23 protein-coding genes are annotated in these 25741 nt (G+C 70.3%); 9 read left to right on the top strand and 14 right to left on the bottom strand.

Translation table 11 applies throughout. The features are described from left to right. Positions 1-380: 380 nt before the first annotated feature. Both QSK05_RS02410 and QSK05_RS02405 read left to right on the top strand, forming a co-directional pair. Complete coding sequence (locus tag QSK05_RS02410; protein ID WP_285593413.1) at positions 381-812, top strand: ATP-binding protein; 432 nt, start codon at positions 381-383, stop codon at positions 810-812. Further along, complete coding sequence (locus tag QSK05_RS02405; RefSeq protein ID WP_285593412.1) at positions 809-1792, top strand: SigB/SigF/SigG family RNA polymerase sigma factor; 984 nt, start codon at positions 809-811, stop codon at positions 1790-1792. The genes QSK05_RS02410 and QSK05_RS02405 overlap by 4 nt, the downstream gene beginning before the upstream one ends. Here QSK05_RS02405 and QSK05_RS02400 read toward each other — a convergent pair. From QSK05_RS02400 to QSK05_RS02370, 7 genes are all read right to left on the bottom strand, one after another. After that, positions 1776-2477: a hypothetical protein gene (locus QSK05_RS02400; protein ID WP_285593411.1), complete on the bottom strand. Its 702-nt coding sequence runs from the start codon at positions 2475-2477 to the stop codon at positions 1776-1778. The two genes, QSK05_RS02405 and QSK05_RS02400, sit on opposite strands and share 17 nt — an antisense overlap. 196 nt (positions 2478-2673) lie before the next feature. Next, complete coding sequence (locus QSK05_RS02395; protein WP_285593409.1) at positions 2674-3963, bottom strand: adenylosuccinate synthase; 1290 nt, start codon at positions 3961-3963, stop codon at positions 2674-2676. Positions 3964-4079: 116 nt separating this feature from the next. Continuing rightward, the gene (locus QSK05_RS02390) at positions 4080-5081 is read right to left on the bottom strand and encodes an NAD(P)/FAD-dependent oxidoreductase (protein WP_285593407.1); all 1002 of its coding nucleotides are present in this window, start codon (positions 5079-5081) and stop codon (positions 4080-4082) included. Between the two features lie 23 nt (positions 5082-5104). Further along, a complete protein-coding gene (locus tag QSK05_RS02385; RefSeq protein WP_285593406.1) occupies positions 5105-5542 on the bottom strand; it encodes a DUF3151 domain-containing protein in 438 nt (145 codons plus the stop codon). 114 nt (positions 5543-5656) lie between these two features. Further along, on the bottom strand, positions 5657-6679 hold the full coding sequence (gene fbaA / locus QSK05_RS02380) for a class II fructose-bisphosphate aldolase (protein WP_285593404.1): 1023 nt from the start codon (positions 6677-6679) through the stop codon (positions 5657-5659). Positions 6680-7044: 365 nt separating this feature from the next. Further along, complete coding sequence (locus QSK05_RS02375) at positions 7045-7812, bottom strand: response regulator transcription factor (RefSeq protein ID WP_352300209.1); 768 nt, start codon at positions 7810-7812, stop codon at positions 7045-7047. 123 nt (positions 7813-7935) lie between these two features. Continuing rightward, on the bottom strand, positions 7936-9342 hold the full coding sequence (locus tag QSK05_RS02370) for a sensor histidine kinase (RefSeq protein ID WP_285593401.1): 1407 nt from the start codon (positions 9340-9342) through the stop codon (positions 7936-7938). Positions 9343-9506: 164 nt separating this feature from the next. Here QSK05_RS02370 and QSK05_RS02365 point away from each other — a divergent pair, with 164 nt between their 5' ends. The 4 genes from QSK05_RS02365 (at position 9507) to QSK05_RS02350 (ending at position 14108) form a co-directional block, all read left to right on the top strand. Continuing rightward, positions 9507-10697, top strand: coding sequence for a lipid II:glycine glycyltransferase FemX (locus QSK05_RS02365; protein ID WP_285593399.1), 1191 nt, complete (start codon positions 9507-9509; stop codon positions 10695-10697). Beyond that, on the top strand, positions 10694-11794 hold the full coding sequence (locus QSK05_RS02360; RefSeq protein WP_285593397.1) for an alanine racemase: 1101 nt from the start codon (positions 10694-10696) through the stop codon (positions 11792-11794). Before QSK05_RS02365 ends, QSK05_RS02360 begins: the two co-directional genes overlap by 4 nt. Before the next feature lie 88 nt (positions 11795-11882). Beyond that, positions 11883-13235, top strand: a complete 1353-nt coding sequence (locus tag QSK05_RS02355) for an SGNH/GDSL hydrolase family protein (RefSeq protein ID WP_285593395.1) — start codon at positions 11883-11885, stop codon at positions 13233-13235. 96 nt (positions 13236-13331) lie between these two features. Then, entirely contained in the window at positions 13332-14108 is a 777-nt protein-coding gene (locus tag QSK05_RS02350) for an HAD-IIA family hydrolase (RefSeq protein WP_231488241.1), read from the top strand. Between the two features lie 44 nt (positions 14109-14152). Here QSK05_RS02350 and QSK05_RS02345 read toward each other — a convergent pair whose 3' ends face one another. From QSK05_RS02345 to QSK05_RS02335, 3 genes are read right to left on the bottom strand one after another with little or no spacing between them, the layout of a single operon-like run. Beyond that, on the bottom strand, positions 14153-16978 hold the full coding sequence (locus QSK05_RS02345; protein ID WP_285593392.1) for an FtsX-like permease family protein: 2826 nt from the start codon (positions 16976-16978) through the stop codon (positions 14153-14155). Next, positions 16978-17724: an ABC transporter ATP-binding protein gene (locus tag QSK05_RS02340; protein WP_285593390.1), complete on the bottom strand. Its 747-nt coding sequence runs from the start codon at positions 17722-17724 to the stop codon at positions 16978-16980. The genes QSK05_RS02345 and QSK05_RS02340 overlap by 1 nt, the downstream gene beginning before the upstream one ends. 13 nt (positions 17725-17737) lie before the next feature. Then, positions 17738-18259, bottom strand: a complete 522-nt coding sequence (locus QSK05_RS02335) for a PadR family transcriptional regulator (RefSeq protein ID WP_285593388.1) — start codon at positions 18257-18259, stop codon at positions 17738-17740. 663 nt (positions 18260-18922) lie between these two features. On the opposite strand from QSK05_RS02335, the gene QSK05_RS02330 reads away from it, so the two are divergent. Then, a complete protein-coding gene (locus tag QSK05_RS02330; RefSeq protein ID WP_285593386.1) occupies positions 18923-19768 on the top strand; it encodes a hypothetical protein in 846 nt (281 codons plus the stop codon). On the opposite strand, the gene QSK05_RS02325 is transcribed toward QSK05_RS02330, so the two are convergent. Then, complete coding sequence (locus QSK05_RS02325) at positions 19746-20387, bottom strand: TrmH family RNA methyltransferase (RefSeq protein ID WP_352300206.1); 642 nt, start codon at positions 20385-20387, stop codon at positions 19746-19748. The genes QSK05_RS02330 and QSK05_RS02325 overlap by 23 nt on opposite strands. Positions 20388-20525: 138 nt before the next feature. Between QSK05_RS02325 and QSK05_RS02320 the strand changes: the two genes are divergently transcribed. Both QSK05_RS02320 and QSK05_RS02315 read left to right on the top strand, forming a co-directional pair. Then, positions 20526-21371 (top strand): DedA family protein, encoded by an 846-nt coding sequence (locus tag QSK05_RS02320; protein WP_285593382.1) that lies wholly within the window; start codon positions 20526-20528, stop codon positions 21369-21371. A 21-nt stretch (positions 21372-21392) separates the two neighbouring features. Continuing rightward, a complete protein-coding gene (locus QSK05_RS02315) occupies positions 21393-22013 on the top strand; it encodes a DedA family protein (RefSeq protein WP_285593380.1) in 621 nt (206 codons plus the stop codon). On the opposite strand, the gene QSK05_RS02310 is transcribed toward QSK05_RS02315, so the two are convergent. The 3 genes from QSK05_RS02310 to QSK05_RS02300 are packed head-to-tail and all read right to left on the bottom strand — an operon-like array spanning position 22006 to position 25723. Next, complete coding sequence (locus QSK05_RS02310) at positions 22006-22578, bottom strand: LemA family protein (RefSeq protein WP_285593378.1); 573 nt, start codon at positions 22576-22578, stop codon at positions 22006-22008. The genes QSK05_RS02315 and QSK05_RS02310 overlap by 8 nt on opposite strands. A gap of 11 nt (positions 22579-22589) precedes the next feature. Further along, the gene (pyrE, locus tag QSK05_RS02305; RefSeq protein WP_285593376.1) at positions 22590-23159 is read right to left on the bottom strand and encodes an orotate phosphoribosyltransferase; all 570 of its coding nucleotides are present in this window, start codon (positions 23157-23159) and stop codon (positions 22590-22592) included. Continuing rightward, the gene (locus QSK05_RS02300; protein ID WP_285593375.1) at positions 23123-25723 is read right to left on the bottom strand and encodes a putative bifunctional diguanylate cyclase/phosphodiesterase; all 2601 of its coding nucleotides are present in this window, start codon (positions 25721-25723) and stop codon (positions 23123-23125) included. Before QSK05_RS02300 ends, pyrE begins: the two co-directional genes overlap by 37 nt. Positions 25724-25741: the final 18 nt, after the last annotated feature.

Here is a 25741-nt window from a genome sequence, read left to right as displayed (position 1 = left end):
CCCGGGCGCCGGACGACTGGGCCCTCCGACCATGAACTGAGTTGCCGTCGTTCGATTTACGCCTATCGCTCCTTATGTCGCATTGCACTCTTACTGCAGGCGCGACTTGCTCAGAACTGACCTCAAGAAACTTCTGGGCGAGGCCATAAACAGCGGACGATGCGCCCCCGGACGGGCAGAATTACCTATAAGGCCGAACAGGTACGGGGCTTCACTACTCGTGACCGGCCGAGTGGGTTCCGTTGCTTGGCCTTGTCTTGAGGCCTGGACAACTGCAACTCTGAGTGCACTACCCTGTTCCGATGGTGACATTGGTATCGTTCCGTGACGAACGATCCGCGCACCGCTACGGCCGGGGTCGGTCTTTGTCACGGGGGGATGTGAGCACGATTCGCGGTAGGCAGCGCTCCGGCGTCGTCGAGCAAGACCGGAACCTCGACACGGTGGATCTGCGGGTTCCGGCTGATCCTGCCTACCTCGCCGTCGTGCGTACCGCAGCCGCTGGGCTCGGCACCCGACTGGACCTGACCCTCGACGAGATCGAAGACCTGCGCATCGCGGTGGACGAGGCCTGCTCCCTGTTGCTGGCCGGTCGTGCGCACCCGGGCCGCACTCTCGACGCCGCCTTCGAGGTCGGCCTGGTCGGCAGCCAGAACCTGTCCGTGACCATCTCCGGGCCGGTCGCCGAGTTGCCGCGCGAGGCCAGCTTCTCCTGGTCGGTGCTGCGGGCTCTGGCCGGCGACGTGGTCACCGGCGCCTGGCAGGACGGCACCTGGATCAAGCTCAGTGTGCCGGGGCGGGCGGAGAAGTGAGTCTGCAGCCGGACGCCGACGCCCGCCTGCGCGTGCTCCCGAGAAGTCAGCCGGAGATCATCCGGTGCCCGGAGAAACCGGCGGCACCGCGGGAACCCGATGAACAGGTCATCGCCGAGGCTCCCGGCATCCCGGACGATGATCCCCGGGAACACCGGGGCGACGTAGACGACCCGGACGACCTCAGCGACCTCAATGACCTCAATGACCTCAATGACCCTGACGACCCCGACGACCCCGACAACGCGGTGGCACTGGGCGACCCGGATCTGTACCGCCTGGCCGCGATGCCGGCGACCCACCCGCACTACCAGCAGCTGCGGCGCAAGGTCATCGAGACGCACCTGCCCCTCGTCCACCACCTCGCACAACGCTTCAAAGGCCGCGGCGAACCCTACGACGACCTCGTCCAGGTCGGCACCATCGGCCTCCTGCACGCCGTCGACCGCTTCGACCCCCAACGCGGAGCCTTCGCCGCCTTCGCCGTCCCCACCATCGTCGGAGAAATCCGCCGCCACTTCCGCGACCGCGGCTGGGCCATGCGCATCCCCCGCCGCATCCAAGACCTCGGCCGCCGCGTCTCCGAAGCCCGCGAAACCCTCACCCACACCCACGACCGCTCCCCCACCGTCCGGGAAATCGCCCAATACCTCGACGTGGACGCGGATCTCGTGCTCGAAGCGCTGGAGACCGCGAGCGCCTACATCACCGTGCCGCTGCAGACGACGGCCGACGACTCCGACCGCATGGGCAAGGCTTTCGAAGACGCCGGGATCGAGCTGGTGGAGCAGCGGGAGACCCTGCGACCGTTGCTGGCCCGCCTCCCGGTGCGCGAACGCCGCATCCTGGAGCTGCGTTTCGGCAAAGGACTGTCACAGTCCCAGATCGCGGCCGAGGTGGGCGTCTCGCAGATGCACGTCTCCCGGCTACTGACCAAGAGCCTCAACATCCTGCGCAGCGGACTCACCCAGGAGCTGTGAGGCGCACCGGCCCGGTACGGGACCGGACGTGGCGCTGCGGCACGATGCGCGGTGTGTCGGCCCGATGACGCGGCACCCGGAGCGGGCGGTAGCCCAGTGCAAGACGTCCCAGCACGGCGCCGGATCCGGCCATGGCCACGACCCCGTAGACCACTGACGCGTAGACGTCACCGGCCAGCCCGTAGCCGAGGAAGAGCCCGCCCTCCAGCGCCTGGACCCACCAAGACCCCGCGGCGATCCCGGAAACATCTCTACTGGTCCAGGCTTTCACGATGGCGGGAATCACGAACCAGCCGATCGAGGCTCCCACGACGAGTTCGGCCGCGTGCCGGCCCGTGATCAGATCGAGCATCCCGGTGCCGAGCAGCACCCCGGACCACACCGCCGGCAACCACATCCGCTCCCGGGCGGCCCCGGCCTTCCAGGCGGCGTACACGGTGATCGCCGCGAACGGCAGGCCGACGGCGGAGGAAGCGATCAGCCAGCCGTCCGTGATGTACAGCGCATAGGCGGTCCAGGCGAAGAAACTGATCGCGGAGTTGAGCACCGCCGGCAGGCTGACCCCGGCCGCCGTGCCGCCCCGTCGCAGATGCAGGTACTGCGGCACGCTGACGGCCACCGCCAGCACCACGGTGCCGACCCCGAACGCATGCACGGCCAGCGACGAGACAACCCATTCGAGCACCGAATCTCCCCCGGAACGGCCGCGCTCCCCACGCGAACGACCAGAGACTAAGGGTGACCGTCCGGCGCAGAACGTGCCCGGGACGGCGTGGCGGCTTCGGACCTTCCGGTAATGCCTGAACCAGAAAGGTTCTCGCCCCACAAACGAGGGACGCCGCCGGTCGGTGACCAGCGGCGTCCTCAGGTGTGAAGGCTTCTTACTCCGGCAGCAGGGAGTGACGCACCACGGTCTGCTCACGGCTCGGGCCGACCCCGACAGCCGAGATGCGCTGCCCCGAGATCGCTTCCAGGGCACTGACGTACACCTGGGCGGCCTTGGGCAGGTCGTCGAAGGTACGCGCGGCGGAGATGTCTTCGGTCCAGCCGTCGAAGTATTCGTAGATCGGCTTCGCGTGGTGGAAACCGGTCTCCGTCATGGGCATCTCCTCGTGACGCTCACCGTCGACCTCGTAGGCCACGCAGACGGGGATGCGCTCGATGCCGGTGAGCACGTCGAGCTTGGTCAGCACGAAGTCGGTGACGCCGTTGATCCGAGCCGCGTAGCGCGAGATCGGGGCGTCGTACCAGCCACAGCGGCGCGGACGGCCGGTCGTGGTGCCGAACTCACCGCCGACGTCGCGCAGCCGGTCGCCCCACTCGTCGTGCAGCTCGGTCGGGAACGGGCCCTCGCCCACGCGGGTGGCGTAGGCCTTGGCCACGGCGATCACCCGGTCGATGCGGGTGGGCGGCACCCCGGAGCCGGTGCAGGCACCGCCGGAGGTGGCGTTGGACGACGTGACGAACGGGTAGTTGCCGTGGTCGACGTCGAGCAGGGTGGCCTGGCCGCCCTCGAAGAGCACCATCTCACCGCGGTCCAGCGCGTCGACCAGGGTCTTACCGGTGTCGGTGACCATGGGACGCAGCCGGTCGGCGTACGAGATCAGTTCCTCGAACACCTCGTCCACCGTGATGGCACGGCGGTTGAACACCTTGACCAACAGGTGGTTCTTGGCGTCGAGGGCACCCTCGATCTTCTGCCGCAGGATGTTCTCGTCGAAGAGGTCCTGCACCCGGATGCCGACGCGGCTCATCTTGTCCGCATAGGTCGGGCCGATACCGCGGCCCGTGGTGCCGATCTTGCGCTTGCCCAGGAACCGCTCGACCGTCTTGTCGAGCGTGCGGTTGTACGAGGGGATCAGGTGGGCGTTGGCCGAGATCAGCAGCTTGGAACAGTCGATGCCACGGGCGGTGAGGCCGTCGATCTCCTCGAACAGCACGGCGAGGTCGATGACCACCCCATTGCCGATGACCGGCGTGCAACCAGGGGTGAGGATGCCCGAGGGCAACAGGTGAAGGGCGTACTTCTCGCCGTCGACGACCACGGTGTGCCCGGCATTGTTGCCGCCGTTGAACTTGACGACATAGTCCGCCTCGGCACCGAGGGCATCGGTGGCCTTGCCCTTACCCTCGTCGCCCCACTGGGCGCCGACCAGAACGATCGCGGGCATTGAACCGGGCTCCTTACTCCACCCCTGGGTGTGGGGTCCGGTGATTGATGCTAGCGCGACAGCCGCTGTTCGCCCCGACGACCCCCACCGTCTGCGCCTGTCGGTGTCATCCCAAGTCATCCCAACTGCTTCAGCAGCTGCTCCGCCATCCCGTTGCCCGACATCCAGGCCTGCTCGACCCGTGAGCGGGGCCCCCAGGCGTCCCCACAGACCCCGATCAGGGCCGGTTCCCCCGGTCCGAGAAGACGGAACGGCTCCAGATGGGTGCGCATCGGCGCTGCGAACGACCAGCGGTGAATGCGGGCCCACTCCGCCTGCGGGACGGTGCCGGAGCCGAGCAGACGGCCGAGTTCGGCGAGCATCGGCTCGATCCCCGAACTCGCCTCGCGCAGCCGGGGCCGGGCGAACGCGTCGGTGCTGTGGGCGACGAGCACCGGCACCCCGTCGGCATGGCTGCGACCGCTGTCGGTGATCCAGGTGATCGTGTCGGAGTTGTTGACGAACACCCCGTCGAACTCCGGCCACCAGCGCGCGTTCCAGGCAGCCCACAGCGTCAGCACCGGATGCTGCCCGGAACCGGCCACACCGAGCTCGGCGGCCGTACCGGGCGGCAACAGCCGCTCGGCCTGCGGGTCGGGCATGGCCATCACGACGGCGGCGGCCGGCTCACCGTCCACCAGAGGCCGCCCGTGCTCCACCGTCACCGACTCGACCAGGTGCGCCGTCTCGACCCTGAGCCCCTGCGCCAGATTCTCGACCAGTCCTCGCAGGCCCCCGGTACCGGGCACGGTCGACCAGCGCTGCGGCCCCGGTTTGCCCGGGCGCAGCCCTTCGTCGTCGAGCACGCTGAAGTGGTCGGTCCACGGCTGGGCCAGGCCGGCCTCTCGCCAGGCTCCCACCACGTGCGCGAAAAGTGCTTCGCGCACAGTGAAGTAGGGTGCGCCGATGTCTACGGAGTGCCCGACCGACAAGGACGAGACCGGGCCGACGTACTCAGTTTTCACGGCCATCCGGCCCCCGATGCGACGACCGCGCTCGTAGAGCCGCACCCGCACCCCAGCGTCGTGCAGGCGCCGCGCACAGGCCACCCCGGCGATCCCGGCGCCCACGACGACCACCGGGGCACTGCCGCGGGTCTGGTTCAGCGCTCGACCGCCCAGCTCAGCACGTTGAGCGCAGCGGCGGCCTCCGGGTCACAGTCGGCGACGAACGCGGCGATACGGTCGCGCTCCTCGTCTTCACCGATGGCGGCGGCGGCGCGGCCGAGGGCCGCGAGAGCGCGCAGGAAACCCTGGTTCGGGACGTGCGACCACGGCACCGGGCCGTGGCCCTTCCAGCCACCGCGGCGCAGTGCGTCGAGGCCACGGTGGTAGCCGGTGCGGGCGTAGGCGTACGCCTCGACGTCGTTACCGGCCTCGAGCGCACGCTCGGCCAGGGCGGCCCAGGGAAGGCAGTGCGACGGGGTCGTCGCGGCCACGTTCTCCAGCGGGGCGCCGGCGGCGATCGCATCGCGAGACACCGCGTCGTCCGGAAGGAGAGTGGGCGGCGGCGAGTTGAACAGGTTCTGATGCGTGGTCACGAGGTGATTCTGCCCCAGTGGAGCGATGAGACGCTCGTCCGGGCTCGTCCGGGCCTGTTCGTGCGGTTCTTCCCCTTCACGGGTCAGAACCGCACGGACCCCGATCTTCCTACGTCAGGAAATCTTCGTGCCGGCGCTGCGCAGTGCCTGGCAGGCCTCGACCACGCGGGCGGCCAGGCCTCCCTCGGCCGCCTTGCCCCACACCCGGGGGTCGTACATCTTCTTGTTGCCGACCTCCCCGTCGATCTTGAGCACGCCGTCGTAGTTACGGAACATGTGCTCGACCACGGGCCGGGTGAAGGCGTACTGCGTGTCGGTGTCGACGTTCATCTTGACCACGCCGAAGTCGACGGCGGCGGAGATCTCTTCGGGCAGCGAGCCCGAGCCGCCGTGGAACACCAGGTCGAACGGCTTCTCCCGGCCGAAGCGGGAGCCGACCGCGTCCTGGATCTCCTTGAGGATCTCCGGGCGCAGCTTGACGTTGCCCGGCTTGTACACGCCGTGCACGTTGCCGAAGGTGAGAGCCGTCATGTAGCGGCCCTTCTCACCCAGGCCGAGCGCGTCGACGGTGGCCAGCGCGTCGTTCACCGTGGTGTAGAGCTTGTCGTTGATCTCGTTGGCGATGCCGTCCTCCTCACCACCGACGACACCGATCTCGACCTCGAGGATGATCCGGGCGGCGGCCGTGAGGTCGATGAGCTCGGAGGCGATCTTCAGGTTCTCTTCGAGCGGCACCGCGGAGCCGTCCCACATGTGCGACTGGAACAGCGGGTTCTCGCCGCGGGCGACGCGCTCGGTACTGATCGCCAGCAGCGGGCGGACGTAGCCGTCGAGCTTGTCCTTCGGGCAGTGGTCGGTGTGCAGCGCGATGTTGATGTCGTAGTTCTTCGCCACCTCGTGCGCGAACTGCGCCAGCGCCACCGCACCGGTGACCATGTTCTTCACCGTGGAACCCGAGGCGTACTCGGCCCCACCGGTGGAGATCTGCACGATGCCGTCGCTTCCCGCCTCGGCGAAGCCGCGCAGCGCGGCGTTCAGCGTCTGGGACGAGGTGACATTGATGGCGGGATAGGCGAAGGACCCGGCCTTGGCGCGGTCGAGCATTTCCGCGTAGACCTCGGGGGTTGCAATCGGCATCAGAGGAGCTCCTGTGCGTTTCGTCGTGCGTTATCAGCGTGGTGGTCCCATCAGGGGGCCACCCACACCGGCGCACGGTCAGGAGAGGAGCCCTGCGGACCTTCATGTCGCTCTCGCTACGCCGATCCTTGCACGTGAACCGCCTCCGGGCGCGCGCTTACGTGAGGCTATGACCGTGCTTTCGAAGGCCCGGATCTGACTTGCACTGGCCCATGTCAACGTTTGACGCGTCTCAGAAAAAATTCTCCGGGGCGCGTGTCCAACTTGTCCGGACAAGTGACGTGACCCAAGAGACATTCGGGACTAAAGTGACACAAGTGGGCGCTTTGCGTGACGTGAGCCAGGCAACGAGTGATCCAGGCTACTCACCAGCTCTGGGGCGCCTGGTCGCCTGGCGACACCACACCGGTCTCGTAGGCCACCACGACCGCCTGCACCCGGTTGCGTAGACCGAGTTTCGCCAGCACCGAGCTCACGTGCGACTTCACCGTGGTCTCGCTGACCACCAGGTGACCGGCCAGATCGGTGTTCGACAGCCCCCGGGCCATGCCCACCAGGATCTGCCGCTCTCGCTCGCTCAGGGCGGCCAGTTTGGGGGCCCAGAGAGTGCGGGCCGCCGCGGTGCCAGGGGCCAGGGGTACGGACGACGCGGGCACCGCCGGGGGCAGTGAGCGTTCCAGTTCGAGACAGTGGGCGATGAGCGTGTTGGTCACCACCGGGTCGACCAGCGAGTTGCCGCCGAACACCGTCCGCACCGCGGACACCAGAACGTCGGGACCCGCGTCCTTCAGCAGGAAACCACTGGCACCGGCCCGGATCGCGCCGAGCACGTACTCCTCGTCGTCGAACGTGGTGAGCACCAGCACGGCGGGCACGGGCCCCTCGCCCGCGACGATGCGGCGGGTGGCCTCGATGCCGTCCAGCACCGGCATCCGGATGTCCATCAGCACCACGTCGGGCCGCACGGCGGCGACCATCTCCAGTGCCCGGGCCCCGTCACCGGCCTCGCCGACCACGGTCAGGTCGGCCTCATGGTCGAGAATCATCGTGAGCCCGGCGCGGATCACGCCCTGGTCGTCCACGACGCCGACCCGGATGGGCCGGCCGGGCGCCGAGATGTGCGCAGTGGTCATGAGATCGCGGGTTCCCTGCTCGAACGGCATCGGTCCGGCGCACTCTCGCACGATGTCCGGGTCGGGTGCGAGACGGCCTTCACGACGGCTCATCGACGGCTCATCGACGGCTCATCGACGGCTTCAGACAGCCGGGCGCAGCGCCGCGTGCGGTTCCCCAGCGGAGTCGTTCTCCATCGAGATGCTCAGCCGGGCCCGCACGAGCCACCCACCCAGCGACGAATGACCGGTCTCCAGTGTGCCCCCGCACGAGGCGGCCCGCTCGCGCATGCCGACCAGGCCGTGGCCGGACCCGAAGGTGGACGCACGGCGCGACTCCTGCGGGCTGTCAGCCACCGCGATGCCCCGGGGGGTGGTGACCGGGCGTCGCGCCCAGCGGGCGACCGCGGATGCGTCGTCAGGTTTGGCGGCGGCCGGGCCGCCGTCGTCGTGCACCTCGATGAGCAGGCTGTCGCCCGTCAGTTGCAGCACCACCAGGGCCCGGCCGGCCCGGGCGTGCACCAGGGCGTTCGTCAGGGATTCCTGAATGATCCGCACCGCGGCGAGTTCCACCGCCGCGGGCAGGATCGGCTGCACCGGGGGCAGACGCAGCTCCACCGGCATGCCCACGGCCTCCATCCGGCCGGCGATCTCCGGGATCTCGGCCAGGGTGGTCTGCGGGGTCAGGGGCCCGGCCGAGTCGGTGGACCGCAGCACCTTCACCACCTGGCGCATGGCGGCCAGGGTCTGCTGACCGTCCAGGGCGATCCAGCGCACGGCCTCCCGCAGCTGTTCGGGACGGGCGTCGGCGACCCGGTCGGCGGCCTGCGCCCGCAGCACGACCGCGCTGATGTGATGCGCCACCACGTCGTGCAGCTCCCGGGCGATCCGGGTGCGCTCGGCGGCGACCAGCTGATCGGCCTGAATCTCACGCAACCGTTCCAGCTCTTCCTGCCGGTGGCGGAGCTCCTCGTTCGCCCGCCTCTGCCGATACGACGCCCGGCCGAGCAGAACGGTGGCGATCACAGCGGCGGAAAGGATGAAAATCCTTGGGACGTTGATGAACCCGACGTTCGCCGGGTCGTCGAAGAGGGCCCGGACCGCCCATTCCTGCGGGTCCGGACCGTAGAACAGCGAGTCGCGCAGCACCCCGATCTCACACGCCAGCACCGTCCACACCGTGGCCAGGGCACCCTGGGCCGCGACCGAGTAGCCGGCCAGGACGAAGGGCAGCACGTGCAGGTCGGTGTCCAGCCAGCCGCCGTAGACCTGCGGGTAGAGCAGCACCAGCGCCAGCAGGGTGGCCCGGGGAAACCGGTCGCGGGTCAGCAGCACGACCGTCATGACCGCGGACAGCCAGAGGTAGCTGCCGGGATTCGCCGGGTCCCAGCCGTTCCGGATCAGCCAGGGCACCCCGGCGAAGGTGGTCACGAAGAGCCCGGCGGCGATGATCGCGGCCGGCAGCGGGGGCAGAACCCGGTCGTGCAGGAAGCCCCGGACCGCACTCACCCTGGCACGTTGCGTGACGTCGGTGGGTGGCTGAATGGTCACCCTACGACGATAAAGGCAGGACGTGGCCGGGTTCCTCCTTCTGGAGGATGAACGAAAGGGCGACCCGTGGTCGTACTTCAGGAGGAGACAATCCCCCAAAAGCACCACGGGACCATACCGTGGCCTGATGTGGTGACCCGGCCACAGGAAGCACCCTCATACACATGCCTGGAACAGATGTCCGCTCCACCCGCTCCGGCACCGTCCTGTGGCCCGCGAAGCAGCCCGGGCTCACGGTGCGGCAGATCCCGGCCGCCGAGCACACCCGCTTCGCCCAGACCCACGCGGCGAGCATTCTGCAGACCCCGGCCTGGGGCGGCGTGAAGAAGGCCTGGCGCAACGAGAGCATCGGCTGGATCGAAGACGGTGAGGTGGTCGGCGCTGCCCTGGTGCTGTACCGGCCGGTGCCCGGTACCAACCGCAGCCTGGCCTACGTGCCCGAGGGGCCGACGCTGCCCTGGGACCGCGTGGTGGAAGCGCCGCGTCAGTGGCTGGACCCGTTCCAGGAGTATCTGAAGGCGCAGCACGCGTTCGCCCTGCGGATCGGCCCGACCCAGACGGTACGCACCTGGGGCACGGCGACCGCCAAGAGCGGTCTGGCCGCCGAGGGCGTCACCCGTTTCTCCGGGCTCGAGCCCGACGAGGCCGTTCCCACCGGTCTGTCGCTGATGCGGATCCTGCAGGCCACCGGCTGGGTCTCGCTGGAGAACGACTCCGGCGAGTTCACCTCCGGGCAGCCGCGCCTGGGTGTTCGGGTGGACATGCGTGACCGCACCCCCGAGCAGCTCCTGAAGAACATGAACCAGCAGTGGCGCCGCAGCATCAAGAAGTCTGCCGCGGCCGGTGTCACGGTGCGCCAGGGCGATGCGGGCGACCTGCCGATCTTCCATGAGCTGTACGTCGAGACCGGTGAGCGTGACGGTTTCACGCCGCGCCCGGCCGACTACTTCACCACCATGTGGAAGGCGCTGAACTCCGGCCCGGAGCCGATGCTGCGCCTGTGGATCAGCGAGTATCAGGGTGAGGCCCTGTCCGCGGCGCTGACCGTGGATGTGGATCGCACCTGCTGGTACACCTACGGCGCCTCGACCTCGCGGCACCGTGAGGTGCAGGCCCCGACCGCCATGCAGTGGACCTCCATGCAGGCCGCGCTGGCCCGCGGGAACTGGGTCTACGACTTCCGGGGCATCGCCGACACCCTGGACGAGAACGATCGGCTCGCCGGTCTGCTGCGGTTCAAGCTGGGCGCCGGCGGTCACGTGGTGGAGACCGCGGGCGAGTGGGAATTCTCCCTCTCCCCGTTCTGGCACAAGGCTTTCCAGACCTACCAGAAAGTTCAGAGGGCGCGGGCATGACTTTCACGCTGACGATCGACGAGCCCCGCTGGGAGGCCAGCGTCCGGGGGGCGGCCGAGCAGTTCCCGGCGGTGGTGCCCGTGATCAAGGGCAACGGTTACGGTTTCGGACGCGAACGGCTGGCGGAGTTGTCCACGCGACTCGGCGTGGACACGGTGGCGGTGGGCACGGAGGCCGAGATGGCCTCGGTACGAACGGCATTCCACGGCAGCATCGCGGTGCTCGGCCCGATGACCATGGCCGAGGCGCTGAAGGCCTCCCGGCCGGCGGGTTCGGTGATCCGCACGGTCGCCCACGCCGACGTGCTGCGTTACCTGGCCGACCAGGGCGACACCGGCATCCAGGTGATTCTGGAGCTGGACTCGCCGGTGCACCGGCACGGCGTGCAGCTCACCGAACTGGCCGGGCTCGCCGAACCGCTGAGCCGGGTGCGCCTGGCCGGCATCGCCATGCACCTGCCCAGCGGTGGTGACCGGCAGGAAGTGGTGCAGTCGGTGCACCGGGCGATCTACGAACTGCGCACGGCGCGCGTCCCGGTGGACACGTTCTGGGTATCGCACCTGACCGCGGCCGAACTGACCGCGCTCCGGGCCGCCGAGCCCGGCATCACCGTCCGCCCGCGTGTCGGCACCGGTCTGTGGCTGGCCGACCGCAGCACCTTCAAGGTCACCGGCACGGTGCTCGACGCCCGCACGGTGCCGCACCGCGAGGCCGTGGGGTACCGGCAGCGCCGGATGCACGGTGGCACGCTGCTCGTGGTCTCGGGCGGCACCGCGCACGGCATCGGGTTGCAGGCCAGCTCCGGCCGGGTCGGCCTGAAGAACATCATGAAGAGCGTGGTGCAGGGCGCCGCGCACGGCGCCGGCTGGAGTCCTTCGCCGTTCCGCTGGGCCGGGAAGAAACTGCACTACGCCGACGTGGCGCACATGCAGGTCTCGATGCTCATCGTGCCGCCCGGGGTGAAGCCGCCGGCCGTCGGTGATCGCCTGGCCTGTGATGTCCGGATGACCGTCAGCACCTTCGACGAGGTCGAGATGAACCCGGCCCGGACCGGTGGGGCCGTCGGGCGGGGTGCCACGTTTCCCGCTGCCTCCTGACGGAACCTAGTGCTCCACTGAGGAGTTGATTCTTCAGCCGGCCCGCGGGTGTGCCGAATGAGATTCACACGTCCCGCCGGGAGGGGCAGTGAAGAGGCACACCCGTAACGCCTGGATGGCCCTGGCCTCGGCCGGGGCCGTCACCGCGGTCGTCGTGCTGGTGTCGGCCGGGCATGAGCACGGTCTGGGCGCCGCGCCGTCCGCCGGCGCCCACTCCTGCCCCACCGCGGCGTTCCCCGGTGAGACGGTCACCGTCGCACCCACCCCCTCACCCTCCAGCGCCGACCGGACGATCTCGGCCCTGCCCCGCACCGTGGAGCCCGGCTGGAGCGGTGCCTGGAGCACAGCGGTCCAGGACATCGACGGCCCCGACCTCACCGGCCGCACCCTGCGCCAGGTGGTTCGCCCCACCCTCGGGGGCAGTCGCTTCCAGCTCCGCCTGGCCAACACCTTCGGCACCGAACCGGTGCGTCTGTCGAAGGTCACCGCCGGGCTCGCCCTGGACAACGGTCCGTCCGTGCAGGGCGGCTCGGTGCGTCCAGTGACGTTCGGCGGCGCCCGGGACGTCGAGATCCCGCCGGGCGGGCGGGTGATCAGCGATCCGGTCGAACTCTCCCGACCGTTGCGCCGGTCGCTGGCGATCGACGTGGTGCCCCGGGGCCCGACCGCGGCCGGCACCGGGCACAGCCGGCCGGTCGCGACCTCCTACCTCGCCGAGGGCGATCACGCGGGTGCGACCGCCGGTGATGTGTTCACCCACTCGGTGTCGTCCTGGTACTGGCTGGAGGGCATCGACGTGCCCGATCCGGCCGGCACCGGCACGATCAGCATGTTCGGCGACTCGATCACCGAGGGCGCCAGTTCCACCCCGGACGCGAACCGGCGCTGGCCCGATCTCCTCGCGGCCCGGATGCACCAGCACGCCGGCACGGCCACCCTGGGCGTGCTCAACGAGGGCATCGGCGGCAACCGGGTGGTGTCCGAGAACCAGGGCTGCGCCTCGCCCAGCGCCTCCGGGCTGCGCCGGTTCGGGCACGATGTCCTGGACCGGCCGGACGTGCGGGTCGTGGTGATCGCGCTGGGCATCAACGACATCGCCTCGGGTACCCCGGCCACCACGGTGATCGACGGCCTGACCCAGCTGGCCGACCGCGCCCACGAGCACGGCCTGCGGGTGGTGGGGGCCACGCTCACCCCCTTCACCTGTGCGACCGGCTGCCTGACACCGGAGAAGGAGCAGCAGAGGACGCTGGTGAACGGCTGGGTGCGCACGGCGCCGGAGTTCGACGCGGTGGTCGACTTCGACGCGGCCGTGCGCGATCCGGCGGATCCGCAGCGGCTGCTCCCGGCGAACGACTCGGGCGACCACCTGCACCCGAGCGACGCCGGGATGGCGGCGCTGGCAGCGGCTTTCGACCTCGACGCATGGGTGGGCAAGTAACCCGGGGAGGCGCCCCCACTTCCCCCGCGGGTCTTCGGCGACCAGCCGCAGTACGGTTCGAGCCGGGGGCATACGACTCGAACAGGTAGGAGAAGCATGAACACGCGGGAGATCCGCTGCTGGCTGACCGACATGGACGGCGTTCTGGTCCACGAGGGCCTGGCTCTGCCGGGAGCCGCCGAGTTCCTGCAGCGTCTGCAGGAGAAGGAACGCCCCTTCCTGGTGCTGACGAACAACTCGATCTACACCGCGCGAGACCTACGAGCCCGCCTGCTCTCCTCCGGCCTCGACGTGCCGGAGTCGTCGATCTGGACGTCGGCCCTGGCCACGGCCCAGTTCCTGGCCGACCAGCTGCCCGGCGGCAAGGCCTACGTGATCGGCGAGGCCGGGCTGACCACGGCCCTGCACGAGGCCGGTTACGTGCTCACCGACACCGACCCGGACTTCGTGGTGCTGGGTGAGACGCGCACCTACTCGTTCGAGGCGATCACCAAGGCAATCCGGCTGATCGAGGGCGGCGCCCGGTTCATCGCGACCAACCCCGACCCGACCGGGCCCTCGGCCGAGGGCCCGCTGCCGGCCTGCGGTGCGGTGGCGGCGCTGATCAGCCGGGCGACCGGCCGGGACCCGTACATCGTCGGCAAGCCCAACCCGATGATGTTCCGCAGCGCCCTGAACAAGATCGACGCCCACTCCGAGTACACCGCGATGATCGGCGACCGGATGGACACCGACGTGGTGGCCGGCATGGAGGCGGGCCTGGAGACCTTCCTGGTCCTGACCGGCTCCACCACCCGGGAGGGCGTGCAGCGTTACCCGTTCCGCCCGTCCCACATCGTGCCGTCGATCGAGACCCTGATCGACCTGGTGTGAGAAGCGGTCCGGGGTGCCCTCCTCCCGGGGCACCCCGGACGTCTCTACTGCCCGGGCCGGCGTACCACGGTGAGCCGGGAACGGGTCGTGCCGAAGGCGATCAGCATCGCCAGCAGCGGGATCCCGAGGCCGACGGCGAGCAGGTGCCACCAGGGCAGGACCAGCCGCCACAGGTTCTCGTCCGAGGTGACGGCGCTCCAGTCCCGCTGCATCCGGATCAGCACCCAGCCGGCCAGGATCCCACTCACCACCCCGAGCACCCCACCCAGTCCGGAGATCACCCCGGCCTGGGCCGCGGCCAGCCGGCGCCGCACTCCCGGCCCGGCACCGACGGCGGCCAGCGTGGAGAGGTCGGCCCTCGACTCGGCCGCGGCCAGACCGACCGCGGTGAAGGTGCCGACCAGGCTGATCACCGCGGCGGCCACGAGCAGGGCCAGCAGCCCCAGCGCGTACTGGCTGACGTAACCGCGCTCCACGTCCATCTGCACACCGGCCTCGATATGCAGCAGATCGTTGATCCGATCTTCTTCGTCCTTGGTCACCGATCGGGTGGTGTCGGCCAGGAAGCCGCTCGCCTCCAGCTCGACCCCGAGCTTCCCGGCGGCCGCCGGCGGGTACACCAGACCGGTGAGCTTCCGGTCTCCGGAGGGCCACGGCACGGCGTCCAGGGCGACGACGGTGGCCTGGATGTCGTCATCGCCGTCATCGTCGTCGTCCGACCAGCGCTCGACCGAGATGTGCACCTTGCCGTCCGGCCAGATCACCTCCGGGTCGGTGGTGACGACCCGGCCCGCCGTGAGCGCGGCCGCGGCGGCCGGAGCCGCCCCGTCGGTCAGGACCTGGAGCACGGTGCCGTCGTCGAAGAGGTCGCCGCGCCCGAACTCGATGGTCTCGGGCTCGCTGCGGCCCGGGCAGGGGCCCGGCTCAGAGCCCGTGACCATGCTCGCGGGAGCACTCATCGAGACCCCCGCGTCGATGGGCAAGGACGGGCACTCGAGGTCAGGCGGCAGAAGAGGGATCAGCATGACCTCCGTGTCCCCGTCGTCCCCCCACTTCGGCGTCCGGAACGGCTGCAACGTGCCGATCGGCAGCTCCTTCCGCAGCAATGCCTCGGCCCGGGGCAACGACACCTCCGCGTCGTCGAACGAGTAGCCGTGGGCGTCGACCGTGATCACCCCGGCGGCCGCGGTCGGCCGGTAGTTGCGGTGGTCGTAATCGTCCTGCGCGGCCATGTAGACCAGCGCCGCGCTGCCACCGGCGATCGCCGCGAGCACCGCGGCCACGGCCGGAGCGGTACGGCCACGCTGACGGGCGGCGTCGCGCAGGGCGAACCGGGCGCTGAAGGGCAGCCGCACGGCCAGGCGGGCGGCCAGCGCCACGATCGCACCGGAGGCCGCGACCAGGCCGATCTCAGCCAGGCCGAGACCGAGAACGGTCACGAAGGGCAGGTCGGCTTTCGAGGTGAACACCGCCAGCCCGGTGCCGATCGCCACGAGCACCAGGCCGAGCACCGGCACCCGCAGCGCGGGCGGGGAGTAACCGCGACGGCCGGTCAGGGCCGCGACGACGTCGAGCTTCGCCGCCTGCCGGGCCGGGATCAGTGATGCCCCGAGGGAGGTGAACACGCCGACCCCGACGAGCACCAGGAGGTCGATCGGGTGCACGTCGATCCGGACGATCGTGACGTCGTGAGCCCGCAGCACGGCGATGATCACGATGCCCAGCAGGGTTCCCAGCCCGGCCGCGGCGGTGCAGCTGACCAGGCCGATCACCCCGTTCGTGGCGAGCACGACGGTGCGCAGATGACGCCGCTGCGCACCGGTCGCGGCCAGCAGGGCAAGGGTGTGCTGGTTGCGGCGCGCGCCGACCGCGATGGCGGGCCCGGCCAGCAGGGCGATCTGCAGCAGCACCATGCCGATCACCACGACCGTGATGCCCACGAACTCACCGGAGGTATCCCCCAGGTCACGGTCGTTGTTGTAGAACAACTGCGTGGCGGGAGGTGGGTCGGCGATCACCTGGCGGCTCAGCACCACCGCACCCCGCTCGTTGAGGTCGAGCACGTCGGACCAGGTGACCGGGTCCGGACCGACCACGATCAACCGGGATCGGGTGTAGGCGCCGCCATAAGTGTCGTCCTGGGGCTTCAGCGCCCCCCGTACCGCAGCGGTGATGAAGGTGCCGGGCCGCCCGATGACCTCCTTGCTGCTCTCCAGGGTCAGGCCGTCCACGACGCCCACCACGGTCAGGCTCCGCTCCGGGTTCCCCGCGGGCCGATAGGTGAGCCGGTCACCCACCTTCACCCCGGGGTCACCCACCTTCTCCCCGGCGTCCGCGAGACGACGGCTGACCACCACCTCACCGGCCCGTTCCGGGGCCCGGCCGGCCACCTGCTCCAGGAGACCTCCGAGACCGTTGGCGGTGTAGTCGATCTCGCGCAGGGTCGCGCCGATCAGCCGGTCTCCCCGTTGAAGGTTGCGGTTCGAGTTCACCGACCACTCGGACACCACCTGGTCGCGGGCGGGGATCAGCGGGGTGACCGCCTTCTCGAACTGCGCCATGGTCGCCGGGCCGGGCTCCTCGTCGACGGGCGGGTCGTCGCGCGAGGTGTAGTCGCGGCCGTCCGGGGTCTGCACGAGCGCGGCCTCGTAGCCGTACGTGATCTCGGCCTGGGCCTGCACACCCAGCCGCACCCGCACGTCGTCCTGGGGATCACGCTCGTCCGAGCGCCACAGCACCGACACCGTCGCCAGGGCGAGCACCGGCAGGGCCACCATCAGGGCGACCAGAGCACTGCGGCCCTTGTTGCGCCAGGCGTCCCGGCGGGCCAGGCGCAGAGCCGCACGCCACACCACGATTCTCTCGAGCATCACGAGATTCCGCTTCCGGCAGCAGATTCCACCATCTTGCCGTCGCGCAGGAACACCACGCGGTCGGCCCAGGCCGCGTGCTGGGCGTCATGCGTGACCAGCAGTCCGGCCGCACCGTCGTCCACCCGGGCCCGCAGCACCTTCATGATGGCCTCACCGGTCAGCGAATCGAGGGCGCCGGTGGGCTCGTCGGCCAGCACCAGACGGCGCGGCCCGACGAGCGCGCGGGCGATCGCGACCCGCTGCTGCTGACCGCCCGACATCTCCTCGGGAAACCGGTCGAACAGATCTTCCACGCCGACCTCGCGCAGGGCCCCGCGGGCCTCCTGCCGGGCCTGCCGGGTTCCGACACCGTCGAGTTCCCTCGGAAGCATGACGTTTTCGGCGGCGGTCAGGGCCGGCACCAGGTTCAGATCCTGGAACACGTAGCCGACGCTGCGACGACGCAGGGCCGCCCGGGCCTTCACCGAGAGCCCGGCGATGCTCACCCCGTCGACCACCACGTCACCCGAGGTGGGGGTGTCGAGACCGCCGGCCAGGTGCAGCAGGGTGGACTTGCCGGAACCGGAAGGGCCCATCACGGCGACGAGTTCACCCACGCGAACCTCCAGGCTCACGCCGTTCAGGGCGCGCACCGGCACAGCGGTTCCCTCACCGTGCACCCGGGCTGCGTCGTTCAGGCTGAGCAGCACGGGGCGGCGGTCCGGCAGAGCCGACGACCCGGTGGACTGTGCTTCGACACTCATGGCATTGCCCCTCTCAGCGGGCACGCAGCCGCTGCTCGACCAGGTCGAGCCAGCGTGCCTCGGCCTCAGCCACAAAGATCAGATGATCGAGCACGAGCTGCCGGGCCAGGGCGTCACCCTGCACCGGATCCGGCAGCGAGCGCTTCTCCTTGGTATATCCCTGCAGTACGCGCAGGGTTTCGGCCTTCTGGCGGTGAATCACCGCGAACGCGTCGACGCCCGGCGCCGTGGCTGCGAGGGCCACTTTGATGGCCACCTCGTCGCGGTTCGGCGCCTGACGGTCGACGGGGGTACCCCACCACCGCTCGACCTCCTCGCGCCCGGAGTAGGTGAGCCGGTAGTTCACCGAACCGTCTTCACCCCGCTCCGCCTCCTCCACCAGTCCGTCCCGGACCAGGCGGTTCAGCGTCGTGTAGACCTGGCCGATGTTGATCGGCCAGGTCCGGCCGGTGCGCACCTCGAACTCGTGCCGGAGCTGGTACCCGTACTGCGACCCCTCCGCGAGGATCGCGAGCAGGCTCTGACGGACAGACATCCCGGCACTCCCCTCCAAGATCAGCACTGCATACCCAGTATGGCGAGAGGAAAGCTATACCGGGTATGCATCACGAAGCAAGGGGTCTGGACGGCAAGAAGAAGGGCACCAGCCCACGGAGTTCCGGCTCGACCCCCAGGCCCGGATCGAGGGTGCCGACGCGCTGCTCGACCCGGCGGACGGCTCCGCGACCAAGGGGCGGAAGATCTCGATCGCCCAGATGAAGCGCAACTGGGACGCCCACCAGGACGCCGGCGGTCCCACCCAGGTCGGGGTCTGGATGCGGCTCACCGACGACAACACGATCACGTCATTGTTCGAGCAGTTCATCTCCTGAGAGGTGTTCCCTCCCGGCGGAGTGATTCCCGCCCGACACGCCAGCAACGAACCGGCAGCCGAGGTCGTCCATCGGCACCTGTCGGCAACCACCCGGCACCGGCCCCGCAAGAGGGGCTCACAGGCACCGGCCGCCCGTTGTTGACTCGTGACCGAACCCGGGCACAGGTGCCCACCGCCATCGCCGGTACGCCCGACAGGCACCTCGCCCCTGCGGCTGACATGCCGCTCGAAGGGCTGCGACCTGCACCGATCGCGAGAATTGTCCCCGCACCGCCCAGTAGCGTGAGCGAGCGCCCGCAGACCCGAAGAGGAGACGGCGGTGAGATGACGACCACCGACACGCAGACCCCCCAGACTCCACAGACCACACAGCACACGCAGAACACACCGCGGCCGACCCGGGTGGGCCGTCCGGCCGACTTCGCCACCCTCTTTCCCGAGCTCTACCGCTCGGCGTTCACAGCCGCGCACACCGAGCTGGGCAACCGGGCCGGCGCCCAGGAGGTCACCCTGGCCACGCTGGCCCGGGCCCACGCGCGCTGGTCGGGCACCACCGGCTTCGCCGCCTCGGCCGTGGCCTGGGTCTCGATGGCCGCGCGCACCCAGGCCCTCGGCCTGCTCAAGCGTCAGCAGCCCGGCCGCGAGGTACTGCTCGACGACGAGACCGAACTGCGGCCCGGCGAGATCCCGGGCCCCGGCCCGGACGATCTCGCCACCGTCATGCGGCGGGGCGCCTGGCTGCGCCGCCGCCGTCGGGCCGGATGGGTGGTGGCCGGTGCCTGTCTGGTCGCCGCGGCCCTGCTGGCGATCTGGCTGGGGCACTCGATGCCGCCGGCCCCCCGGGAGCCGACCACCGTCCCGGGCACCGTGCGCACGCAGATGACCGCGACGTCCTCAAGCACCCTGCTCTTCGGCCGGATCAGCGCCGGGCGCAGCGAGCAGGGATCGGTGCGGGTCACCTTCGAGCCGATGAGCCGGGAGGAGCCGACGAGGGTGACCGGCCCGGCGACCCAGCTGGTCATCGAGCCGGGGGCCACCCTGCTCGTCGACGGCCGCAAGACCCCGGAGGAGCTGGTGCAGACGCTCAACCGCTCCCTGCCCGGCGGGGAGGCCTACGTGCGGGTGACGCTGACCCCGAACGGGCGGATCACGGCACTGCGCCAGGAATGACCGCGTGCTGCCGCACCCAGGCGTGCATGGCGACCGCGGCCGCGGCCCCGGCGTTGATCGAGCGGGTCGATCCGAACTGGGTGATCGACAGCACCTGGGAGCAGGCGTCGAGCGTGGCCTGCGAGAGGCCGGGCCCTTCCTGGCCGAACACCAGCACGCAGTCGCGCGGCAGGACGGCGGTCTCGATCGGTACCGAACCCGGCACGTTGTCGATGCCGATCACGGTGAGCCCCTCGCCGGCGGCCCACCGGGTGAGGGCGTCCGCATCCTCGTGATGGTGAACGTGCAGGTAGCGGTCGGTCACCATGGCCCCGCGCCGGTTCCAGCGACGGCGCCCGACGATGTGCACCCCGGCCGCGTTGAAGGCGTTCGCGGTGCGCACCACCGAACCGATGTTCAGGTCGTGGGCCCAGTTCTCGATGGCCACGTGGAACGCGTGCCGCCGGGTGTCGAGCTCGGCCACGATCGCCTCGACGGTCCAGTACCGGAACTCGTCGAGCACGTTGCGCCGGTCGCCCTGCCCGAGCAGTTCCGGGTCGTACCGGGGGTCCTCCGGCCAGGGGCCGGGCCACGGTCCCACCCCCACCGGCGCGGAACGGAACTCTTCGTCGTCCACCATCGACTGCTCACTCACACGGGCGATCCTGCCCTAGAACCGGGAACCAGCTGTGGGGTGGGCCACGTTGTACGTCCTCGTGGACCAAGCCCTCATGAGACGGACAGAAAGCGCCCAGCCTGACGCCGTAGGCTGGGCGCCGTGCTGACAAGCGTGCCCATGGCCCTCGGGCCGGCGTGGCTGAATCCTGACACCCTGCTCACCGACCTGGGTGGGGTCGCCCTCTGGGTCGGCGCGCTCATCATCTTCGCCGAATGCGGGCTACTGCTGGGGTTCTTCCTGCCCGGCGACTCCCTGCTGTTCACGATCGGCCTGTTCATCGGCCGGGGCGACATCGACTTCCCGCTCTGGCTGGCCTGCCTGGTGCTCACCCTGGCCGCCTTCCTGGGCAACGTGGTCGGCTACGAGATAGGCAGGGCCGCGGGGCCCGCCATCTTCAAGAAGGAAAACTCGAAGCTGTTCAAGCGCGAGTACGTCGACAAGACGATGGAATTCTTCGACCACTACGGCCCGGTCGCGATCGTGCTGGCCCGGTTCACCCCGCTGGTGCGCACCTTCATCACCGTGACCGCGGGCGTCGGCAAGATGGACCGCCGCAAATACCTCATCTACAGCGCCATCGGCGCCGTGCTCTGGGCCTCGGGCATCACCGTCCTCGGCAAGCTGCTGGGCAACATCCCGCTGTTCCGCGACCACATCGAGGCGGGCCTGCTGCTGCTCGTCGTGGTGTCGGTGATTCCGATGGGCTTCGAGGCGTGGCGTCACCGGAGCAAGCCGGCCACCGTCTCGCCGGAGGCCACGGCCGCTGCGGCGCAGGACGCCGGCGAGGAGCCGTTCCTGCCGCCGGCTGAGAGCGACCCGTTCGCCAGCAGCCACGACCAGTTCGGCCAGCCCTACGCGGCCGACGACGCGACGATCCCCAGCGGCATCCCGCAGCAGCACTACGACCCGAACCGCCCCGATCAGGGGTACGACGGCCGGCGCTGATCCGGCGACCGGCGGCAACCGATGGCGCACTGGTGGACGAGTCTCTCCGACATCTCGTCGATGGCCACGACCACGGTCTACCTCGTCGTGTTCACCCTGGTCTTCGTCGAGTCCGGTCTGCTCGTCGGGTTTTTTCTGCCCGGTGACAGCGTGCTGTTCGCGGCCGGGCTCCTGGCCGCCGAGCCGGCCTCCGACCTGAACCTCGGCCTGCTGGCCGGGGGGACGGCGGTGGCCGCGGTGGCCGGTGACGCCGTGGGCTACTGGACCGGGCGGCGCTTCGGCCGGCCCTGGCTGTTACGCCGGGCGGGCAGAAACGCCGACCGGGTGCACCGGGCCGAGGCGTTCTACGAACGCTGGGGCCCACTGGCGATCATCGTCGCCCGGTTCATCCCCTGGGTGCGCACCTTCACGCCGATCATCGCCGGGATCGGCCGCATGCCGTACCCGAAGTTCCTGCTCGCGAACGTGCTCGGAGCCCTGATCTGGGGCAGCGGAATGATCCTGATCGGCTACGCCGCCCACCACGTGCCGTGGGTGAAGTGGGCCGCCTACGTCGTCGCCGCCGTCGCTATCACGGCGACCGTGGTGGCGCTGGTGGTGGACAGGCGCCGGTCCCACCGCGTCAAGGCGGGTCCTAGCTGATCGGCTTGCCCGGCTCGCTGGGCTTGATCGGCGCGGCCACGTGCCCGTTCTCAGCCTCGAAGTAGTCGGCCCGCTCGAAGCCGAATGCGCCGGCAACGATGTTCGTCGGCACCGACTCGACCCGGGTGTTCAGGTCACGCACGTGCGCGTTGTAGGAGCGCCGGCCGGCCGCGATCCGGTCTTCCGTGCTCACCAGCTCGTTCTGCAGGCTCAGGAAGTTCTCGTTCGCCGTCAGGCCGGGACACGCCCCGGCGACGGCGAGCAGCCGGCCCAGGGCCTGGGACAGCTGCCCCTCGTGCTCAGCCTGTTCAGCGACCGAGGCGCCCGGCGTGGCAGCGTTGTCCCGGGCCCGGAGGACAGCATCGAGGGGCTCCCGCTCGGACGAGGCGTCACCCCTGACCGCCTCCACCAGGTTCGGGACCAGGTCGTGACGCCGGGTCAGCTCGACCTCGATCTGTCTCCAGGTTTCCTGCACCTGGTTCCGCCGCCGGACCAGGCCGTTGTAACCGAGCCCCAGCGCGAGGCCCCCGAGCAGAACGACCACGACGACCAGCGCGATGAGCATGGTCCAGCGTGTCAGGAAAGCCCGAGATCGGACAGGTCGTACGCGTACCGGTAGGGCAGACCCGCGGCCTCCACCTTCTCCCGGGCGCCGGTGCCCCGGTCGACGATCACGGCGACCCCGATCACCTCGGCACCGGCCTCGCGCAGCGCCTCGACGGCGGTCAGCACGGAACCACCGGTGGTCGAGGTGTCTTCGACGGCGAGCACGCGACGGCCCGGCACGTCGGCCCCCTCGATGCGGCGCTGCAGACCGTGGGCCTTGCCCTGCTTGCGCACGACGAAGGCATCGAGCCGTTCACCGGCCGCCGCGGCGGCGTGCAGCATCGAGGTGGCCACCGGGTCGGCGCCCAGGGTCAGCCCGCCCGCGGCGTCGAACTCCCAGTCTTTCACCAGGTCGCGCATGACCCGCCCGACCAGCGGCGCGGCCTGGCCGTCGAGCGTGATGCGGCGCAGGTCGACGTAGTAGTCGGCCTCCTTGCCGCTGGACAGCGTGACCTTGCCGTGCACCACGGCGAGTTTGCGGATCAGCTCGCGCAGTTCGTCTTTCACGGCGCCGAGGGAGGGGCTGTCTGTGGGCTGCATTCGTCCAGGGTATCCAGGGCCCCGACCACCCGCGGGGCCGGTGGAAGGGTGACCGGAGTGCGCAGCCGGTGCCCGGCCGCCCAGGTCAGATCACCCACGGCCACCGGGGCGTTGAAGTAGTAGCCCTGGCCGAAACCACAGCCCATCCGCTTCAGCTCGATCCGGGTGTGGGCGTCCGTGACCCCCTCCGCCACCACCTCCAGGCCCAGGTTGCGCCCGAGGTCGATGATCGACTGGACGACGGCCCGGCCGGTCCCGCCGGCCCGCAGCTCCTGCACCAGCGACTGGTGGATCTTGACCTGGCTCACCGGCAGCCGGCTCAGGAAGGTGAGCGAGGAGTATCCGGTGCCGAAGTCGTCCACCGACAACCGCACCCCCAAGGCCCGCAGCCGGGTCAACGAGGCCAGCGCATGATCCTGCTCGTCGATCACATCGCCCTCGGTCACCTCCAGGTAGAGCAGGTCGGGCGGGAGGTCGTGCACCGCGAGCGCGGTGGTGATCTGCTCGGGCAGGGTCGGGTCGGCCAGCCAGCCGGGAGCCAGGTTGACCGCGACCCGCACCTGCTGGCCGTTCTCCAGCCACTCGCGGGCCGCGGCCAGCGCCTGGTCGAGCACCCGGCGGGACAGCTCGGTCACCAGGCCGCTGCGCTCGGCGGCGGCGAAGAAGTCCTCGGGCGGCACCTCGCCCAGCTCCGGGTGGTTCCACCGGGCCAGGGCCTCCAGTGCGTGCACCCGGCCGGTCACCAGATCGACCACGGGCAGCACGGCGATGCCGATGCGGTCCTGGAGCAGGGCCTCCTCAAGGGCCGTGGCCAGGGTCTGCAACTGCGACGCGGGCAGGTCCATCGACCGGGTGAACATCCGGTACCCGCCGCCGGCCGACTTGGCTGACTTGGCTGACTTGGCCACGTACATCGCCACGTCGGCGCGGCGCAGCAGCTCGGCCCCGGTGGTGCCCTGGTCCGGGCCGACGGCCACTCCCAGGGAGCCGCTGACCCGCAGTTCCTGGCCCTCCAGCGTGACCGGCTCGTCGAAGACCGTGAGCAGGCGCCGGGCCAGGGCCCGGGCGGCATCGTCGCCCAGGCCCGGGGCCAGCACCGCGAACTCGTCGCCACCGAGCCGCGCGACCGTCGTGCCGCGACCCGCGACCCGGCCGAGACGACCGGCGAGCTCCCGCAGCAACTGGTCGCCGGCCTGGTGACCGAGGGTGTCGTTGATGGCCTTGAAACCGTTGAGGTCGAGCAGCATCACCGCGCACGACCGGCTGCCCGACACCAGCTCGGGCACCCACCCGTCCAGCTGGGCCCGGAAGTCCAGGCGGTTGGGCAGACCGGTGAGCTCGTCGTGCCGGGCCTCGAAGCGCAGCCGTTCCATCAGGTGCCCGTTGCTCAGGGCGACGGCGGCCCGGCCCGCCACGGTCTGCAGCGTGGCCAGGTCGGACGCGGCGAAACCGCGCTCCCCACCGCTGCGCTCACCGACCAGCAGGTGCCCGGCCACGTCGTCGTCGATGCGCAGCGGCACCAGCACGGCCTGGCCGAGACCGCGGGCCCGCAGGAAGTCGCGCTCAGCCCGGTCGCGGCCACGCACCAGCATCCCGGCCCCGGACGGGCCGATCGGTGGGAAGGGCAGCGGGAAGAGGTCGTCCGCGGGGGTGCGGGGGCCGATCACGTGTCCCGAGCGGTGGCTCCAGAGCCGCCGGCCGGAGGTGGAACGGCCCAGATCGTCGTTGAGCACCAGCTCGGAGTAGCGGGCGCGCAGCAGATCGGCAGACTGCTCGAGCACCAGCGGGATGGCGCGGGCCGGGGCCGGCTGGTGAGCCAGGGCCTCGGAGAGCTCGTACAGGCGGTGCAGGCGGGCGTGCCGTTCGGAGAGCATCGCGAACGCGTGGAGGCCGAGCACCAGACCGGGGCCGATCACGGCCGCGGTCAGCAAGGGTTCCCCCCGGCTGATCGAGATCACCGGGATCAGGCCGATCGCGGCACCCATGACCCCGGCCGCGACCGCGCGCACCAGTAACCGCAGGGCCTCGGCCCGCCGTCCGGCGGCGTCGAGGTGCACCCGCAGCAGCAGGCAGATCTCGACCAGCGCCGCGACCACCACCACGGCCAGCGTCATCAGGCGGCCGGGGTAACTGAGCACGCCGTACGGCAGCACCAGGGTGCGGAACAGCAGCTCGGCCACCCCGGTGCCGGCGATCACCGCAAAGGCCCCGGTGAGCAGGGTGACAGGATTGTGCCGGCGGTACCAGGCGGCCACGGCCACACTGCCGAGCAGGCGGGCGATCAGGAGCGGGCCCGGGTCGGACAGGTAGAGGCCGGTGATCAGCGGGATACCGCTGAGCGAGATCGGGTAGCGACGCCCCCGGACGTTCACGTTCAGGCCGCAGGCCTCGGTGACGGCGAACGCGATCGCGAACGCCCACCAGGGCAGGGTGCTCGTGCCCAGAAGCGGGGCGGGCCGGCCGAGCAGCACCGGGACCAGGCCGATCACGAGCACACCGAGCACGCCGGCCCCCGCTGCGAACCGGGCGGCAGGGCTCTTCGTGGTCACCCAGAGATGTCCCATCGCTCCATCCAGTTGACG

This window comes from Kineosporia sp. NBRC 101731, assembly GCF_030269305.1.
In the GTDB taxonomy this organism is placed as follows: domain Bacteria; phylum Actinomycetota; class Actinomycetes; order Actinomycetales; family Kineosporiaceae; genus Kineosporia.
The sequence above is the reverse complement of the archived record's forward strand: the minus strand, read 5'-3'. Positions and strand labels throughout refer to the sequence as shown.

Coding starts and splice junctions, on each gene's coding strand:
- QSK05_RS02395 (WP_285593409.1), bottom strand. CDS start 3,963: ATGCCCGCGATCGTTCTGGTCGGCGCCCAGTGGGGCGACGAGGGTAAG.
- fbaA (WP_285593404.1), bottom strand. CDS start 6,679: ATGCCGATTGCAACCCCCGAGGTCTACGCGGAAATGCTCGACCGCGCC.
- QSK05_RS02375 (WP_352300209.1), bottom strand. CDS start 7,812: ATGACCACTGCGCACATCTCGGCGCCCGGCCGGCCCATCCGGGTCGGC.
- QSK05_RS02365 (WP_285593399.1), top strand. CDS start 9,507: ATGCCTGGAACAGATGTCCGCTCCACCCGCTCCGGCACCGTCCTGTGG.
- QSK05_RS02360 (WP_285593397.1), top strand. CDS start 10,694: ATGACTTTCACGCTGACGATCGACGAGCCCCGCTGGGAGGCCAGCGTC.
- QSK05_RS02350 (WP_231488241.1), top strand. CDS start 13,332: ATGAACACGCGGGAGATCCGCTGCTGGCTGACCGACATGGACGGCGTT.
- QSK05_RS02345 (WP_285593392.1), bottom strand. CDS start 16,978: ATGCTCGAGAGAATCGTGGTGTGGCGTGCGGCTCTGCGCCTGGCCCGC.
- QSK05_RS02340 (WP_285593390.1), bottom strand. CDS start 17,724: ATGAGTGTCGAAGCACAGTCCACCGGGTCGTCGGCTCTGCCGGACCGC.
- QSK05_RS02335 (WP_285593388.1), bottom strand. CDS start 18,259: ATGTCTGTCCGTCAGAGCCTGCTCGCGATCCTCGCGGAGGGGTCGCAG.
- QSK05_RS02330 (WP_285593386.1), top strand. CDS start 18,923: ATGACGACCACCGACACGCAGACCCCCCAGACTCCACAGACCACACAG.
- QSK05_RS02325 (WP_352300206.1), bottom strand. CDS start 20,387: ATGGTGGACGACGAAGAGTTCCGTTCCGCGCCGGTGGGGGTGGGACCG.
- QSK05_RS02315 (WP_285593380.1), top strand. CDS start 21,393: ATGGCGCACTGGTGGACGAGTCTCTCCGACATCTCGTCGATGGCCACG.
- QSK05_RS02310 (WP_285593378.1), bottom strand. CDS start 22,578: ATGCTCATCGCGCTGGTCGTCGTGGTCGTTCTGCTCGGGGGCCTCGCG.
- pyrE (WP_285593376.1), bottom strand. CDS start 23,159: ATGCAGCCCACAGACAGCCCCTCCCTCGGCGCCGTGAAAGACGAACTG.
- QSK05_RS02300 (WP_285593375.1), bottom strand. CDS start 25,723: ATGGGACATCTCTGGGTGACCACGAAGAGCCCTGCCGCCCGGTTCGCA.